This window comes from Pseudomonas reactans (assembly GCF_013387025.1).
Taxonomy (GTDB): domain Bacteria; phylum Pseudomonadota; class Gammaproteobacteria; order Pseudomonadales; family Pseudomonadaceae; genus Aquipseudomonas; species Aquipseudomonas reactans.
Genome location: NZ_JACAQP010000013.1, coordinates 151467 through 165123 on the forward strand (window position 1 = coordinate 151467; position 13657 = coordinate 165123).

Annotated in this window: 12 protein-coding genes; 7 read left to right on the top strand and 5 right to left on the bottom strand. The window is 61.1% G+C overall.

From position 1 onward, the window contains the following. The first annotated feature begins 33 nt into the window (after nt 1-33). The 4 genes from yedA (at nt 34) to HX793_RS15870 (ending at nt 3491) form a co-directional block, all read left to right on the top strand. Entirely contained in the window at nt 34-930 is an 897-nt protein-coding gene (gene yedA, locus HX793_RS15855; protein WP_095013627.1) for a drug/metabolite exporter YedA, read from the top strand. 48 nt (nt 931-978) lie between these two features. Continuing rightward, complete coding sequence (gene rhlE1 / locus HX793_RS15860; RefSeq protein WP_177053221.1) at nt 979-2313, top strand: RNA helicase RhlE1; 1335 nt, start codon at nt 979-981, stop codon at nt 2311-2313. A 199-nt stretch (nt 2314-2512) separates the two neighbouring features. Next, nucleotides 2513-2992, top strand: coding sequence for a hypothetical protein (locus HX793_RS15865; protein WP_177053220.1), 480 nt, complete (start codon nt 2513-2515; stop codon nt 2990-2992). A gap of 34 nt (nt 2993-3026) precedes the next feature. Then, on the top strand, nt 3027-3491 hold the full coding sequence (locus HX793_RS15870) for a hypothetical protein (protein ID WP_177095281.1): 465 nt from the start codon (nt 3027-3029) through the stop codon (nt 3489-3491). 42 nt (nt 3492-3533) lie between these two features. Here HX793_RS15870 and HX793_RS15875 read toward each other — a convergent pair whose 3' ends face one another. From HX793_RS15875 to HX793_RS15885, 3 genes are all read right to left on the bottom strand, one after another. After that, nucleotides 3534-4760 carry a TIGR03862 family flavoprotein gene (locus tag HX793_RS15875; RefSeq protein WP_016976730.1) on the bottom strand — a complete coding sequence of 409 codons (1227 nt, stop codon included), beginning with the start codon at nt 4758-4760 and terminating at the stop codon, nt 3534-3536. A 242-nt stretch (nt 4761-5002) separates the two neighbouring features. Further along, entirely contained in the window at nt 5003-8326 is a 3324-nt protein-coding gene (locus HX793_RS15880; RefSeq protein WP_177095279.1) for a type III effector HrpK domain-containing protein, read from the bottom strand. Nucleotides 8327-8555: 229 nt separating this feature from the next. Further along, nucleotides 8556-9476 (bottom strand): histone deacetylase family protein, encoded by a 921-nt coding sequence (locus HX793_RS15885; protein WP_016976732.1) that lies wholly within the window; start codon nt 9474-9476, stop codon nt 8556-8558. A gap of 75 nt (nt 9477-9551) precedes the next feature. Between HX793_RS15885 and HX793_RS15890 the strand changes: the two genes are divergently transcribed. Genes HX793_RS15890 through HX793_RS15900 form a run of 3 tightly spaced genes read left to right on the top strand, consistent with a single transcriptional unit; the run spans nt 9552 to nt 11613 of the window. Continuing rightward, nucleotides 9552-10121 (top strand): GNAT family N-acetyltransferase, encoded by a 570-nt coding sequence (locus HX793_RS15890; RefSeq protein ID WP_016976733.1) that lies wholly within the window; start codon nt 9552-9554, stop codon nt 10119-10121. Nucleotides 10122-10159: 38 nt separating this feature from the next. After that, nucleotides 10160-11029 (top strand): acyl-CoA thioesterase II, encoded by an 870-nt coding sequence (gene tesB / locus HX793_RS15895; RefSeq protein ID WP_016976734.1) that lies wholly within the window; start codon nt 10160-10162, stop codon nt 11027-11029. Then, nucleotides 11026-11613 carry an HAD family hydrolase gene (locus HX793_RS15900; protein WP_177095277.1) on the top strand — a complete coding sequence of 196 codons (588 nt, stop codon included), beginning with the start codon at nt 11026-11028 and terminating at the stop codon, nt 11611-11613. The genes tesB and HX793_RS15900 overlap by 4 nt, the downstream gene beginning before the upstream one ends. Nucleotides 11614-11743: 130 nt before the next feature. On the opposite strand, the gene HX793_RS15905 is transcribed toward HX793_RS15900, so the two are convergent. Both HX793_RS15905 and ypfJ read right to left on the bottom strand, forming a co-directional pair. Continuing rightward, nucleotides 11744-12718, bottom strand: a complete 975-nt coding sequence (locus tag HX793_RS15905) for an alpha/beta hydrolase (protein WP_177095275.1) — start codon at nt 12716-12718, stop codon at nt 11744-11746. Beyond that, nucleotides 12719-13606: a KPN_02809 family neutral zinc metallopeptidase gene (ypfJ, locus tag HX793_RS15910; protein WP_177095273.1), complete on the bottom strand. Its 888-nt coding sequence runs from the start codon at nt 13604-13606 to the stop codon at nt 12719-12721. It abuts the gene before it with no gap. Nucleotides 13607-13657: the final 51 nt, after the last annotated feature.

The following is a 13657-nucleotide window of genomic DNA, read 5'->3' on the forward strand; positions in this document are numbered from 1 at the left end:
TAAGCCTCCCATCTCCTGCCATAGAGCCGCCCAATGCCTGGCCCACGTCGCTTTCCCTTACCGTTGATCGCCGCCTTTTTTGCGCTGTATGTGATCTGGGGTTCCACCTATCTGGTGATTCGCATCGGCGTGGAGTACTGGCCGCCGTTGCTGCTGGCGGGGATTCGGTTTTGTACGGCAGGGGCGTTGATGTATGGCTTCCTGCGCTGGCGCGGGGTGCCGGCGCCGACGTGGCCGCAGTGGAAGGCGGCCGGGATGATCGGTCTTTTGCTGCTCACTGTGGGCAATGGCGGCGTCAGCGTGGCGGAACACATGGGCGTGTCGTCCGGCGTGGCGGCGTTGGCCGTGGCGACCGTGCCGTTGTTCACCTTGTTGTGTGGGTATTTCTGGGGCGCGCGCAATACCCGTCTGGAATGGGCGGGGGTGATCCTGGGGATCATCGGTATCGCCATGCTCAATATGGGCAGCACGTTGCAGTCGAGCCCGATGGGCGCTGTGTTGCTGTTGGTGGCGGCGGCCTCCTGGGCGTTCGGTTCGGTGTGGAGCCGGCAATTGCCGTTGCCCCAGGGCGCCATGGCCAGTGCCGCGGAGATGCTGGTCGCCGGTGTGGCGCTGTTGTTCGTGAGTGCGCTATCCGGTGAACGCCTGCAAGCCGTGCCGCCGCTGGAAGGCTGGCTGGCCCTGGCCTATCTGACGGTGTTCGGCTCGATCATTGCCTTCAACGCCTATATGTACCTGCTCAAGCATGTGCGCCCGGCGGCGGCGACCAGCTATGCCTATGTGAACCCGGCGGTCGCCGTATTGCTCGGTATCGTGTTCGTCGGCGAGACCATTGGTCTGGAAGAAGCTTTGGCCATGCTGGTGATTATCAGCGCCGTCCTGCTGATCAGCCTGCCCCAGTGGCGCAAGCCGAAGGCGGAAATAAGGTAAACTGCGGCGCATTGCGACCTTGCGCTGAATTTTTCCTACGGTAAACACATGACTTTCGCCACCCTTGGCCTGATCGAACCCTTGCTGCGCGCCCTTGAGACGCTTGGCTACCAGACCCCGACGCCGGTGCAGGCGCAAGCCATTCCGGCGGTGCTGGCCGGTCGCGACCTGATGGCCGCCGCCCAGACCGGCACCGGCAAGACCGCCGGTTTCGCCGTGCCGTTGTTGCAACTGCTGACGATGGAAGGGCCGAAAGTCGCCGCCAACTCGGCGCGCGCGCTGATCCTGTGCCCGACCCGCGAGCTGGCCGAGCAGGTGCATGCCAGCGTTGCCGAGTACGCGCAAAACCTGCCGCTGACCACTTACGCGGTGTACGGCGGCGTGAGCATCAACCCGCAGATGATGAAGCTGCGCAAAGGCGTCGACATCCTGGTCGCCACGCCGGGCCGCCTGATCGACCTGTTCCGCCAGAACGCGCTGAAACTCAACCAACTGCAAACCCTGGTGCTGGACGAAGCCGACCGCATGCTCGACCTGGGTTTCTCCGAAGAGCTGGCGAACATCTACCGTATGCTGCCGAAGAAGCGCCAGACCCTGCTGTTCTCCGCGACCTTCTCCGATGAGATCCGCACGCTGGCCGGGCAGATGCTCAATGACCCGCTGAGCATCGAAGTCAGCCCGCGCAACGTTGCCGCCAACACGGTCAAGCAGTGGATTGTGCCGGTGGACAAGAAGCGCAAGCCGGAGCTGTTTGTACACCTGATGCGCAAAGGCCGCTGGAAGCAGGTGCTGGTGTTCGCCAAAACCCGTAACGGCGTGGATGCGCTGGTGGATAAGTTGCAGGGCCTGGGCATCAACGCTGACGGCATCCATGGCGACAAACCCCAGGCTACTCGCCAGCGTGCGCTGGACCGCTTCAAGTCGAGTGACGTGCAGATCCTGGTGGCTACCGACGTGGCGGCCCGTGGCCTGGATATCGAAGACTTGCCGCTGGTGGTCAACTTCGACCTGCCGATCGTGGCCGAAGACTACATCCACCGTATCGGCCGTACCGGGCGTGCGGGCAACACCGGTGAGGCGATTTCCCTGGTGTGTGCCGATGAAGTGAACATGCTGTCAGCCATCGAGATGCTGACGCGTCAGACCTTGACCCGTCACATGGAGCAGGATTTCGAACCCGAACACCGTGTGCCAGAGACCGATGCCAGCGGGCAGGTGGTGAAGAAGCCAAAGAAACCGAAGAAGCCTAAAACCTCGGGCGGTGGCGGTAAGCGCAACCTCGGCAAGTGGGTGGACAGCGGAGAAGTGGCGCCGTCGGAGCCGTCGATCAAGCCGGTGCGCAAGGTGCCTGTTTTTAATACCGGGCCGCGTAAGAAAAAGTAACGTTTGAAGAAAATATATGCGACAGGGTACTGAGCAGCTAAACCTGCTCAGTAAAATAACGTCGCCAAGCTATGCTTCTATTGATTGTTTCTTACATTTTGTCGTGTGAAGTATAGGAACCTTATTGCGTATTTCTCCACTGAGGATGTGAGTCGGTTAGCCGATATTTAAATACAGTCTTTTAGTGGAGAGTAGAAATATGGTTGCGCCAGTTGTAGCTGGAATTATTGCTATAGTCGCTGGGTTTGTCGTCTATGAAGGTACTAAGGCGCTGGCTGGCGAGGGGGCTGAGGAGCGTATTAATCGTATCAAGAAGACGCGGGGTGAGTTGACTGCTAAGTTGAAAGATCACGTTTCGAAAGGCGAGATCGTGGCAGGTATTGAAACGGCTAGAGAATATGTAACCTTTATGAAGAAGAACTACGATTTGTCTCCAGAGAGTTTGAATAGGTTGGAATCGAACCTGAAAGTTTTAGAGGCGAATGGGCAGAAGGCTGTTGATAAATTGGTATCTGAGTTTAAGCGTAAAAATAATGAGCTCACGAAACCTGCAGACAGTTATCGTAATCATGAGCAGTTCATTGAAAAATTGAAAGTCATGCTGGGTGAAGATCATCCGTCGTTCAAGTCTGCGCAGGAAGGCTTCAATCGGAAATGGAACAGTTTGCCGAACAATTGATGGCGAGTTTGAATGGTCTTGGAGTGGGGCTTTTATGAAGATACCATTTATCATAGAAACGTCGGTTGTCTGGACGTTGTTGCCGGCGCATATGGATGTCGTAACGCAGGAAACGAGTGCTATAAAGAACGTGCACGAATTGATGGAAAGGGTTTCTGACTTTCAAGAAAAAAAAGACTTTCTGTCTTCGGGTAGAACTTACGAGGCGTTAATAAGGCACTTTAACGAGCACTTTTCCCTGACGGAGCGCCAGAGTGCCTTGCTGTTCGAAGAGTTGGCAGTGGTGCGAAATGGAGGGGCGACAGTCATGGAGAAGTGTGATCATTGGCCTCCTGCATTTTCAAACCCTGACGCGGAGAAAAAACTGCCTGTCGACGAGCATGTCCAAAAGAGTTTGAACGCATTTTTGCATATGGCTCAAGACACACTCGTCAATACAGCGGGGCAGATGAAGGTGCATCATTCCTTCCCATCCGGGTTAAAAAAACACCACCTGTAAAGTCTGCATTCTTTCGAGGATGTGATGAACAAAGCCCGTTTTTTACACGTTCAACCACTCCCTGATGCTTCGCCCAGCGGCTCGTCCGCTGGCGAAACACCCCGTCAGCAAATACCCGCCAGTCGGCGCTTCCCAATCCAGCATCTCCCCCGCGCAAAACACCCCTGGCAATTGCTTGAGCATCAAGCGCTCATCCAACGCCTCAAACGGCACGCCGCCGGCGGTGCTGATCGCCTCATCCATTGGCCGGGTTTGCACCAGCGTCAAAGGCAGCGCCTTGATAGCCACCGCCAATTGCGCCGGATCGTTGAAGTGCTCCGCCGGTGCCAACTCGCGCAGCAGTGCCGCTTTGACCCCATCCAACCCCAACTGACTGTGCAGATGTTTGCTCATCGAGCGTGAGCCACGCGGTTTCGCCAGCGCGGCCTGAACCTTGTCCAGTGGCTTGCTCGGCAGCAGGTCGATATGCACAGTGGCCGAGCCGTCGCGGTTGATGGCTTCGCGGATCGGCGCCGACAGCGCGTAGATCAAGCTGCCTTCAATGCCCGTGGCAGTGATCACGCATTCGCCCAACCGAGGCTTGTCATCCCCCAACCCGATGGCGACATTTTTCAACGGCGCACCAGCGAATTTGCTGACCATCAACTCGCTCCAGGCCGACACCTCGAAACCGCAGTTGCTCGGTTGCAGCGGGGCGTAAGGCACGCCTTTGTCCTCCAGCAACCTGAGCCAGGCGCCGTCAGATCCCAGCCGTGACCAACTGCCGCCGCCAAGGGCCAGCAGCACGGCGTCGCTGTGGACCGTTTTTTCGCCTTCGGGGCTGTGGATAAGTAAGTCGCCCTCGGCGGTCCAGCCCAGCCAGCGATGACGGGTGTGGATAACCACGCCTTGATCTCGCAGCCGCTTGAGCCACGCGCGCAACAGGGGCGCGGCTTTCATGTCGGTGGGAAACACACGACCGGAGGTGCCGACAAACGTTTCGATGCCCAAGCCATGAATCCATTCACACAACGCCTCGGCCCCAAAACTACGCAGTAACGGCGCCATGTACGGCGCGCGTTCGGCGTAGCGCGACAGGAATGCCGGGTACGCTTCGGAGTGGGTGATATTCATGCCGCCCACGCCGGCCAGCAGAAACTTGCGCCCCACCGAGGGCATGCCGTCGTACAGGTCCACCCGCACGCCCGCCTGGCTCAGGACTTCGGCGGCCATCAGCCCGGCAGGGCCGCCGCCGATGATGGCAACGTGGGGAGAAGCAGTAGCGGACATCGGCAGGCCTGGTCAAAAACAAAGGGCGCCCATTGTAAGCAATGCTGCGCAATTGTGGTGGTTGGATGGACCGCTGTGGCGAGCGGGCTTGCCCCGCGTTGGGCTGCGAAGCGGCCCCAAAAACGGCTACCGCATTTTTTCTGAGAAAATGCGGTGGCTCTATTAGGGCTGCTGCGCAGCCCAACGCGGGGCAAGCCCGCTCGCCACAGGAAGCCCGCTCACCACAACAAGCTGACCGGGCTTTAGGCAAAACCGGTGTTGGCGTAGGGCGGGTATTCATCCTTGCGGTCGGCGTCGGTGATCGGGCCGCCCGTCAGGCCATATTTATCCAGGGTTGGCACCAAGTTGCCAAAGAACGCGTCCTGTTGTTTTTCCCGCTTTACCACCTCGATGATCGGGAACACAAAGCTGGTCACGATGCCCAGACCGGCGGTGGCCCAACCCAGTACGCCGGCGAAGGTCCCCGCGATGGCCGCCGCATCGGCAATGCCGAACAGGCCCGCGCCGCCTTCGATGATCGAGGCGACTGCCGCGCCGGTGCCCAGGGCGCCGCTGGTGAGGGAGAAACCGGCGTTGAGTTTATCCCCGGCAAACGCGCTGTTGACCCCGCTGATCAGGCCGAACACACCGCCGATGAAGCTGCCGCTGCCTCCGACGATCTTGCCCAGGTTGCCCAGGCGGTTGAGGCCGTCGGTGTTCTGCACCATTTTGCCGGTGGGGAAATCGCCGATGCCTTGGGGTTTGTTCGGGTCGATCGGGGTGGGTTTCCAGGTCATGCCGTAGCCGGCTTCCTTGGCATATTTGGTGCCGCCTTCGGTGATCAGGCCGGCAAACTGCATGCCCGCCGCCACGCGCCCGGCGTTGTCCGCCGGGCTGTTGCCGCCCGTGGCTGAACGCGCCGCCAGCACGCCGCCGGCCAGCAGGGCGCTGCCGATGTGCAGCAGGCCCTGTTTATAGGAGTCGCTGACGTTGAGCTTGAGCCCGTCGACGGCCTTGGGCAGTACGTCGCTGATTTTCTGGCCCTGACGGTTCACGTCCCACATCGAACGGATCAACGAGATCACGTCCTGCGGCTTGATTTGCGCACCGCTGGCGTCCTTGAACATGTCCGGGTCGTCGGCCATGGCTTTCTCGATGATGGCCGTGGTCTTGGCCTCGTCGAAGTTGCCATTGGCATCGCCGAATGCGCCCTTGAGCACGTCGTCGTTGGCGCCGTTGACCAGCGAGTCGGACACCGCCTGGTTGACGTATTGCTGCACGGTCGACGCGTCCTGGGCCGAGACCTTGTCGCCGAGGAACTCCTTGACCAACTCGGCGTGGGCGGCGTACTGGCCGATGGCGGTCATCGGGTCGGCATTCGGCTGGGCGAGGGCGTCTTCCAGGTCCTTGCCGTTGAGGATGTGGTCCTTGAAGAACTGCTCGATGTCCCCGGATTTACCGGACTTTTGCGCGATGACACTGAGGTCCACATGGCCGTCGCCACCCAGGGCCAGGTCGGTGAGGGTGGCGTCTGTGCCGGCCAGGCTCATGGCGTCCATCAACGACAGCGGTTTGCCGTCGGCCCCTTTGGTGTTCAGGGCGGTGTTGAGCACGTTGCCGCTGTTGATCTGGCCGTCCTGATAGGCCTGCAGTTCATGCTTGATCGCCGGGTCGCTGTTGACGATATCGCGCATGCCGGACGCTTGGTTTTGCGAGAGGAAGGTCTTCACATCCGGGTCACTGGACAACTTGCCGATGGCGGCGTCGAGCTGGTCGGTGACCTTGGACTTGGTCGGGTTGAGGTGGTATTCGGTGTCCGCCGTAATCCCCGCATACAGGTCGCCGTCGCCCACTTTGTCGCTGGCGGCCATGCGCGCACGGGCGTCGCTGATTTCCATCATCACGGCGGCTTTGGTCTTGCCGTCGTAGTTCTCCGGGTGTTCGAGCACATCCTTGGTCAGTTTGGAGGTGTCGACGTCGGCCACCGAGCTGCGCACCGCGGCGTTGCTGAGCATCATCAACACGCCGTGGTCGTCCTTGGGCGCCTGGTTTTCCAGCCAGGCGCCAAGGTTTTTCTGTTGGGTGATGCCGTCGGCCTTGGCGGTGGCGGGCAGGTCGCCGGCCATGTCGAGGGTGCGCAGCATGCCGGGGGTGGACCAATAGCCTGCGGAGCCGGTCAGCTCGGGGCTCAGGCCCGAGTCATCCTTGATCGCCTTGAGGTTGGCGGTGTTCAGGCTGCCGTTGTTGGCACGCTGGTTGGGCCCCTGCATTTCCGGGCCGGCGCTGCTCACCAGGGAAATATTGGCCATGACGATGGCGGCGGACTTGGCGTTTTCCTTGGCCAAACCCGTGGCGTCGGGGTTCTTGCTGAGGAAGGTGCTGTAGGATTTCGAAGCGGCTGACAGATCTTTGTTCGATTGGCTGATGAACTTATCCACATCGGCGTGGGTAATCACCCCATCGCTTTTGCCCAGGCCGCCACTGTCGAGGGCGTTCATCAGGCTCGGGCTGCCGGCCAGGTACTTGAGGCAGGCCTGGGCTTCGGGCGGCAGGTCGGCGGGCGGGTTGGAGAAGTCGATGGGGCGGTCGTGCAGGCCCCATTTGTCCCAGTTGTCGCTGAGCATTTTCGAGGCGGCGCGTGGGCGGTCGAGATCACGCTCTTCCTGGGTCGGCGTGCCGCTGGTGTTGCCGACGATCTTGTCCCAGTCCTTGGCGCTGGCGTACTTGGAGTTGTCGATCCAGTTGGTGTCCACGGCGCCGTCGACGCCAAAGATGCCGTTGGACTCCTTGACCACCGAGGCATACAGGTTTGGGCTGATGGCCTGGGACACGATGATTTTTTCGCCGGAGGCGGTTTCGTAGCGGATCAACCCGTGGCCGAGTTCTTCCGGCTTGCCCACCAGGCTCACGCTGCCGGCCTCATCGGCGCTTGCCAGGCGATAACCGTCTTTTTTGCTGTCGTTGATCAGACCCCAGGTCTCGCCATCGGACTTAACCTTTTCATACAGGTCGCTGTTGGTTTCCTTACTGACGACGACCTTGTCGCCTGACAGGGTTTCGTAACGAATCATCCCCGGGCCCACTTCATCGGCCGGGCCGATGCCTTTGTAGGTGTCCAGGCCCGGCGCGGTGTCGCCGGCCTGGGCGATGCGGTAGCCGTCGGCCTTGCTTTTGTTCAGCGCGTCCACGGCGTCGACCTTGCCGGCCATGCCGTCGAACAGATAGGGGGTCATCTGCTTGATAATGATGATGTCCTTGCCGTCGCGGGTTTTCAGCTCCAGGACGTTGTCGGAAATCTTGGTGATGCTGGCGATGTTGGCCAGCGGCACGCCGGTGTTGCTGATGTCGGCCAGGTTCGGGTCGTTGAGGCGCTTGATCGCCTCTTGGTCGCCGGTGGCTTTGACGTCAGCGATTTTCTTGTCCTTGGTGTTGTCGGTCACCGCCAGGACTTTGAAATTACCGGGGTGGGCGGCTTCCTTGAAGCCGGACACAGCGCGGGACATCGCGGCGTCGAAGGTGGCGGCGACTTTCTTCAGGGCGTCGTCATTGCCGGGCGTCGCACTGCTGCCGATCTTGTAAGTTGCCATCGCGGGGTACTCTGAAAGCGGGAGAGGCCTTCAGGTTGACGACGGCGTGCGGCAGTTTTGTTGCAAAACGGCGGCGGACGCCAAGTTCCACAACGTTTCACGGCTGTGGAAAAGTATCTGGTCAAAAAACGTACAGTTTCTTACAGGCCATACGGCTACTGGCTTTCAGGCCCTTACGCTCAAGTTATCCACAGGTGGTTCCACAGGGATTGTGGGTAACGCCCACAGTTCAATGACAACCTGATGACGTCCACACCCGTTGCGCACTGTGGTGCAGGATGCCGTGGCGGCGGGCGAGGGCGGGGCGGTCCTTGCTGTAGCCGCCGCCGATCACGCCCATGACCGGGATGTCGCGGCCCAGGCAGTGGCGCATCACGCTCTCATCACGGGCGGCGACGCCTTGGTCTGTCAGCTTGAGGTAGCCGAGGGCGTCGTCCTTGTGCACATCGACGCCGGCGTCGTACAGCACTAGGTCGGGTTGGTAGAGCGGCAACAGGTAGTTGAGCGCATCGTCCACCACCTTGAGGTAGTCGGCATCGCCCATGCCCATGGGCAACGGGATGTCCCAGTCGCTCTGGGCTTTGCGCGCGGGGAAGTTCTTTTCGCAGTGCAGCGACACGGTGATGGCGTCTGGCGTGTCGTGGAGGATACGCGCGGTGCCATCGCCCTGATGTACGTCGCAATCGAAGATCAGCACGCGATTGACCCGGCCGCTGGCCAGCAGGTAATGGCTGATCACCGCCAGGTCATTGAAGATGCAGAAACCCGCCGGGTAATCGTAGTGAGCGTGGTGGGTGCCGCCCGCCAGGTGGCAGGCCAGGCCGTGCTCCAGGGCTTGTTCCGCCGCGAGAATCGAGCCGCCCACCGCCCGAACGGTACGTCGGGCCAGGGCTTCGTTCCAGGGCAGGCCGAGGCGACGCTGGTCTTCGCGGGACAATTCGCCGCCCATGTAGCGCTCGATATACCCAGCGTCATGGGCCAGGGCCAGAATCTCCGGTGGGCACAGTTGTGGGCGCAGCAGTTGGCTGTCCTCGGTCAGGCCGCTGTCCACCAGGTGGTCGCGCAACAGGCGGAACTTGTCCATGGGGAACCGGTGGTCCGCCGGGAACTCGGGGCTGTAGTCATCGTGGTAGATCAATGGCAAAGGCATGGGATTTTCTGACGGGAACCTGCGACGCATCTTACCCGCGTTGTACACTCACGCACATGGCAAGGGAGGGGACCCATGGAGCCGATACTGGAATTGGAAAGCGCACGCCTGGTGCTACGCCAATGGCGCGACAGCGACCTGGCGGAGTTCGCGCGCATGTGCGCCGACCCGCAGGTGATGCGTTATTTCCCGGCCAAGCTGAGCCACCTGGAAAGCGCCGCGTTGATCGGCCGCATTCGTGGGCACTTCGCCGAGTATGGCTTTGGCCTGTGGGCGTTGCAGCGCAAGGACACCGGGGAATTCATCGGCCTCACCGGGTTGCTGAATGTCAGCTTCGAGGCCGACTTTACCCCGGCGGTGGAAATCGGCTGGCGCCTGGCCCGCGAACACTGGGGCCTGGGCTATGCCAGCGAGGCCGCGTGGACCGCGTTGCGCTGTGGGTTTGATCGTTTGAATCTGGACGAAATCGTCGCCTTCACCACGCAAGCTAATCTGCCCTCACAAAAAGTCATGCAGGCCATCGGTATGCATTACGATCCCCAGGCAGATTTTGAACACCCCAAGGTCGCAGCCGATGACCCGCTGCGCCCTCATGTTTTGTACCGCATCACCCGCGCCCAATGGTTGGACACGCTGCACGGATAGGCAGCCCGGAATGCCCCGTAGATTTTAGGAGTTGCTCTATGAGCCAAGTATTGGAAGATCTGGTGGACTTGCTGACCCTGGAGCCGATCGAGGAAAACCTCTTTCGCGGCCGCAGCCAGGACCTGGGTTTTCGCCAACTGTTCGGCGGCCAGGTGCTCGGCCAGTCGCTGTCGGCTGCGAGCCAGACCGTAGAAGAAGCGCGGCATGTGCATTCCCTGCACGGTTACTTCCTGCGCCCTGGTGACGCTAAGTTGCCGGTGGTGTATTCGGTGGACCGTGTGCGCGATGGCGGCAGTTTCAGCACGCGCCGCGTGACCGCGATCCAGAAGGGCCACCCGATCTTCACCTGCACCACCTCGTTCCAGTACGACGAACAAGGCTTCGACCACCAGACCACCATGCCCGTGGTCGTGGGCCCGGAAAACCTGCCGTCGGAGCTGGAACTGACCCAGCAACGCGCACACCTGATCCCCGAGCACATGCGCGACAAGCTGCTGTGCCCCAAGCCCATCGAAGTGCGCCCGGTCACCGAAAAAGACCCGTTCAACCCGCAGCCGTCCGACCCGGTCAAGTACGTGTGGTTCCGTGCCGATGGCGCCCTGGCCGACTCGCCGGCGCTGCATAAATACCTGCTGGCCTACGCCTCGGACTTCGGCCTGCTGACCACCTCCTTGCTGCCCCATGGCAAGACGGTCTGGCAGAAAGACATGCAAGTCGCCAGCCTCGACCACGCGCTGTGGTTCCACGCCGACCTGCGTGCCGACGACTGGTTGCTGTACGCCATGGACAGCCCATGGGCCGGTAATTCCCGGGGTTTCTCCCGTGGCAGCGTGTACAACCGCGCCGGGCAACTGGTGGCCTCGGTGACCCAGGAAGGCCTGATCCGCCATCGCAAGGATTGGGCATGAGCCTGTCGGAGGTAAAACACTGGGTGTTCGACATGGACGGCACCCTCACGGTGGCCGTGCATGACTTCGCGGCTATTCGCGTGGCCCTGGAGATTCCGCCCGAGGACGACATCCTCACGCACCTGGCGGCGTTGCCGGCGGATGTCGCGGCGGCCAAGCATGCCTGGTTGCTGGAGCATGAGCGCGAGTTGGCGCTGGGTTCAGTTGCGGCAGAAGGCGCGGTTGAGCTGGTGCGCGAGTTGGCCGGGCGTGGTTACCGCCTGGGCATCCTGACCCGCAATGCGCGCGAGTTGGCGCACGTCACCCTGGAAGCGATCGGCTTGGCGGACTGCTTTGCCATCAAGGACGTGTTGGGGCGTGATGATGCGCAACCCAAGCCCGACCCGGATGGTTTGCTGAAGCTGGCGGCCGCTTGGGACGTGGCGCCGAGTGAGATGGTGATGGTCGGTGATTACCGCTTCGACTTGGACTGTGGCCGAGCGGCGGGGGCGCGCACGGTGTTGGTGAATTTGCCGGAGAATCCTTGGCCGGAGTTGGCCGATTGGCATGCCGAGGATTGCTTGGCCTTGCGCCGAATGATCTAGATCGGCCTCTGAAGATCAAATGTGGGAGCGGGCTTGCTCGCGAATGCGGTGTGCCAGTCAACATTTTCAGTGACTGACACACCGCATTCGCGAGCAAGCCCGCTCCCACAGTTTTATCCGGTTCCGTCAGTTATTGGACGAACAACACCCGCTGCCCTTCCGGCGACGTAAACATCCCATCCCCGTTATGCCCCACCCCCGGCACTTCCACCAGCTTATGACTCAACTGCGGATGCCGCTGCTTGAGGTAGTCAAAATAGTTGTGTCCGCGAATCAGGCGATACGCGCCCTGGGTTTCGGCCTCACAACCTTTGTCCAGCGCGTGATGGTTTGGGTCGATGTCCTGTTGGCCCAGCAGGTAGGTGATGTTGCGTGACACATACGCCTGTTCAAGCTGTTCGGCGCTCTGGCCTTTGGCGTAGGCCGGCAGGTTTTGCAGGCCGTATTTCCAGTCGTTGAAACCAGGACAACTGGCAATGTCGAATTTCACCGGGCGCTGCGGGGTGAAGTAGGCGTAGGAGGACGGGTTGGCCACCACGTAACGCAGGCGGATGCCTTCGGTTTGCAGTTTCGGATGGTCGTGGCTGGTGAGGGCAAACCGCTGTACCACCTGGCCACCCCCGGAATGCCCGGCCACCACGATTTCTTTCAACGCAGGGAACAGTTTGCGGTTGCCCAGGTGCTTGATGATCTGGTCGAGGGCGCCGTAGGAGCTGATTTGGCCTGGGCCGGTGGACGGCTCGCCGGCCATCCAGCCATTGTCGGTCCAGCGCAGTAGCTGATTGTCCAGATGCTCGTGCCGCGCATCCGACTCAATGAGAAACCTTGGCGCGATCACCAAGGTGTTGGCCGCTTGCCCGGCATTCTCGGCCGCTTTCTCGCCGCTTTCCAGATAGGTCTGCGCATCGCGCAGGCGCCCATGCACGATGATCAACGCACGGGTGACGTTGGGCAGTGGCTGGCGCCAATCCTGGCTCAACCCCAGGCTCAGATCCCCGGCCTTCAGGGGGAAGCGATCGAGATTGGCCTCGTTGACGTTATGCCCGGCAGCCAAGGCGGAACCGGTGACCAGCAAGCCCAGCAGTAATCCCCATCGTTTTTTCATTTAGAGACTCTTGGCGGAAAAGGTGTCGCATTGAGTGATCTGGCCCTGGGCGAAGCCGGTCTTGAACCAGCGCACCCGCTGTGCCGAGGTGCCGTGGGTAAACGAGTCCGGCACCACGCGCCCTTGACCCTGTTGCTGCAAGCGGTCATCGCCGATGGCGTTGGCCGCATTCAGTGCTTCTTCAATGTCGCCGGGTTCCAGCCAGTTCAGGCGCTTTTGCGCACGGTTGGCCCACACCCCGGCGAAGCAGTCGGCTTGCAGTTCCTGGCGGACCAGCAGGCCGCCGTCGCCTTGCATCTGCCGGCCTTGCTGGCGCGCCGCCTGGATCTTCGACGAGATACCCAGCAGCGTCTGCACGTGGTGCCCGACTTCGTGGGCGATTACGTAAGCCTGGGCAAAGTCACCGGCGGCCTGAAAGCGTTGCGACATTTCCCGGAAGAAATCCAGGTCCAGGTACACCTGCTGGTCAGCCGGGCAATAAAACGGGCCGCTGGCCGAAGTGGCCCCCCCGCAGGCGGAATTCACCCGGCCGCGGAACAGAATCAGTTTCGGGTTCTTGTACGCCAAGCCGTTTTCCTGGAATACCTGGGCCCAGGTGTCTTCGGTATCGCCCAGCACTGCGCGGACAAAATCCGCTTGTTCGTCGTTGGCCGGCGGCGCCTGGCGTGATTGGGTGCTCACCGACGGCGCCTGTTCCATCTGGCCGGTCAACTGGCCGAGGATCTGCAACGGGTCCTGGCCGGTCAGCCAACCGATGCCGACGATCAGCACAATGGCCGTCAGGCTCAGGCCCTTGCCGCCACCAAAGCGCATGCCGCCACCGCCGCCGCCACTGTCATCGCGGGCATCCACCACGTTGTCGCTGCGTCGGCCTTTTTTCCATAGCATGGGGCAATCCTCTCGGTGAACGGTCCTGCATTGATTGGGAAAGAGTATGGC

Excerpts from the sequence above, each read along its gene's own strand:
- HX793_RS15905 (WP_177095275.1), bottom strand. The coding sequence starts at position 12,718 with ATGAAAAAACGATGGGGATTACTGCTGGGCTTGCTGGTCACCGGTTCC.
- HX793_RS15870 (WP_177095281.1), top strand. The coding sequence starts at position 3,027 with ATGAAGATACCATTTATCATAGAAACGTCGGTTGTCTGGACGTTGTTG.
- yedA (WP_095013627.1), top strand. The coding sequence starts at position 34 with ATGCCTGGCCCACGTCGCTTTCCCTTACCGTTGATCGCCGCCTTTTTT.
- rhlE1 (WP_177053221.1), top strand. The coding sequence starts at position 979 with ATGACTTTCGCCACCCTTGGCCTGATCGAACCCTTGCTGCGCGCCCTT.
- HX793_RS15890 (WP_016976733.1), top strand. The coding sequence starts at position 9,552 with ATGGAGCCGATACTGGAATTGGAAAGCGCACGCCTGGTGCTACGCCAA.
- HX793_RS15865 (WP_177053220.1), top strand. The coding sequence starts at position 2,513 with ATGGTTGCGCCAGTTGTAGCTGGAATTATTGCTATAGTCGCTGGGTTT.
- HX793_RS15900 (WP_177095277.1), top strand. The coding sequence starts at position 11,026 with ATGAGCCTGTCGGAGGTAAAACACTGGGTGTTCGACATGGACGGCACC.
- HX793_RS15880 (WP_177095279.1), bottom strand. The coding sequence starts at position 8,326 with ATGGCAACTTACAAGATCGGCAGCAGTGCGACGCCCGGCAATGACGAC.
- HX793_RS15885 (WP_016976732.1), bottom strand. The coding sequence starts at position 9,476 with ATGCCTTTGCCATTGATCTACCACGATGACTACAGCCCCGAGTTCCCG.
- HX793_RS15875 (WP_016976730.1), bottom strand. The coding sequence starts at position 4,760 with ATGTCCGCTACTGCTTCTCCCCACGTTGCCATCATCGGCGGCGGCCCT.
- tesB (WP_016976734.1), top strand. The coding sequence starts at position 10,160 with ATGAGCCAAGTATTGGAAGATCTGGTGGACTTGCTGACCCTGGAGCCG.
- ypfJ (WP_177095273.1), bottom strand. The coding sequence starts at position 13,606 with ATGCTATGGAAAAAAGGCCGACGCAGCGACAACGTGGTGGATGCCCGC.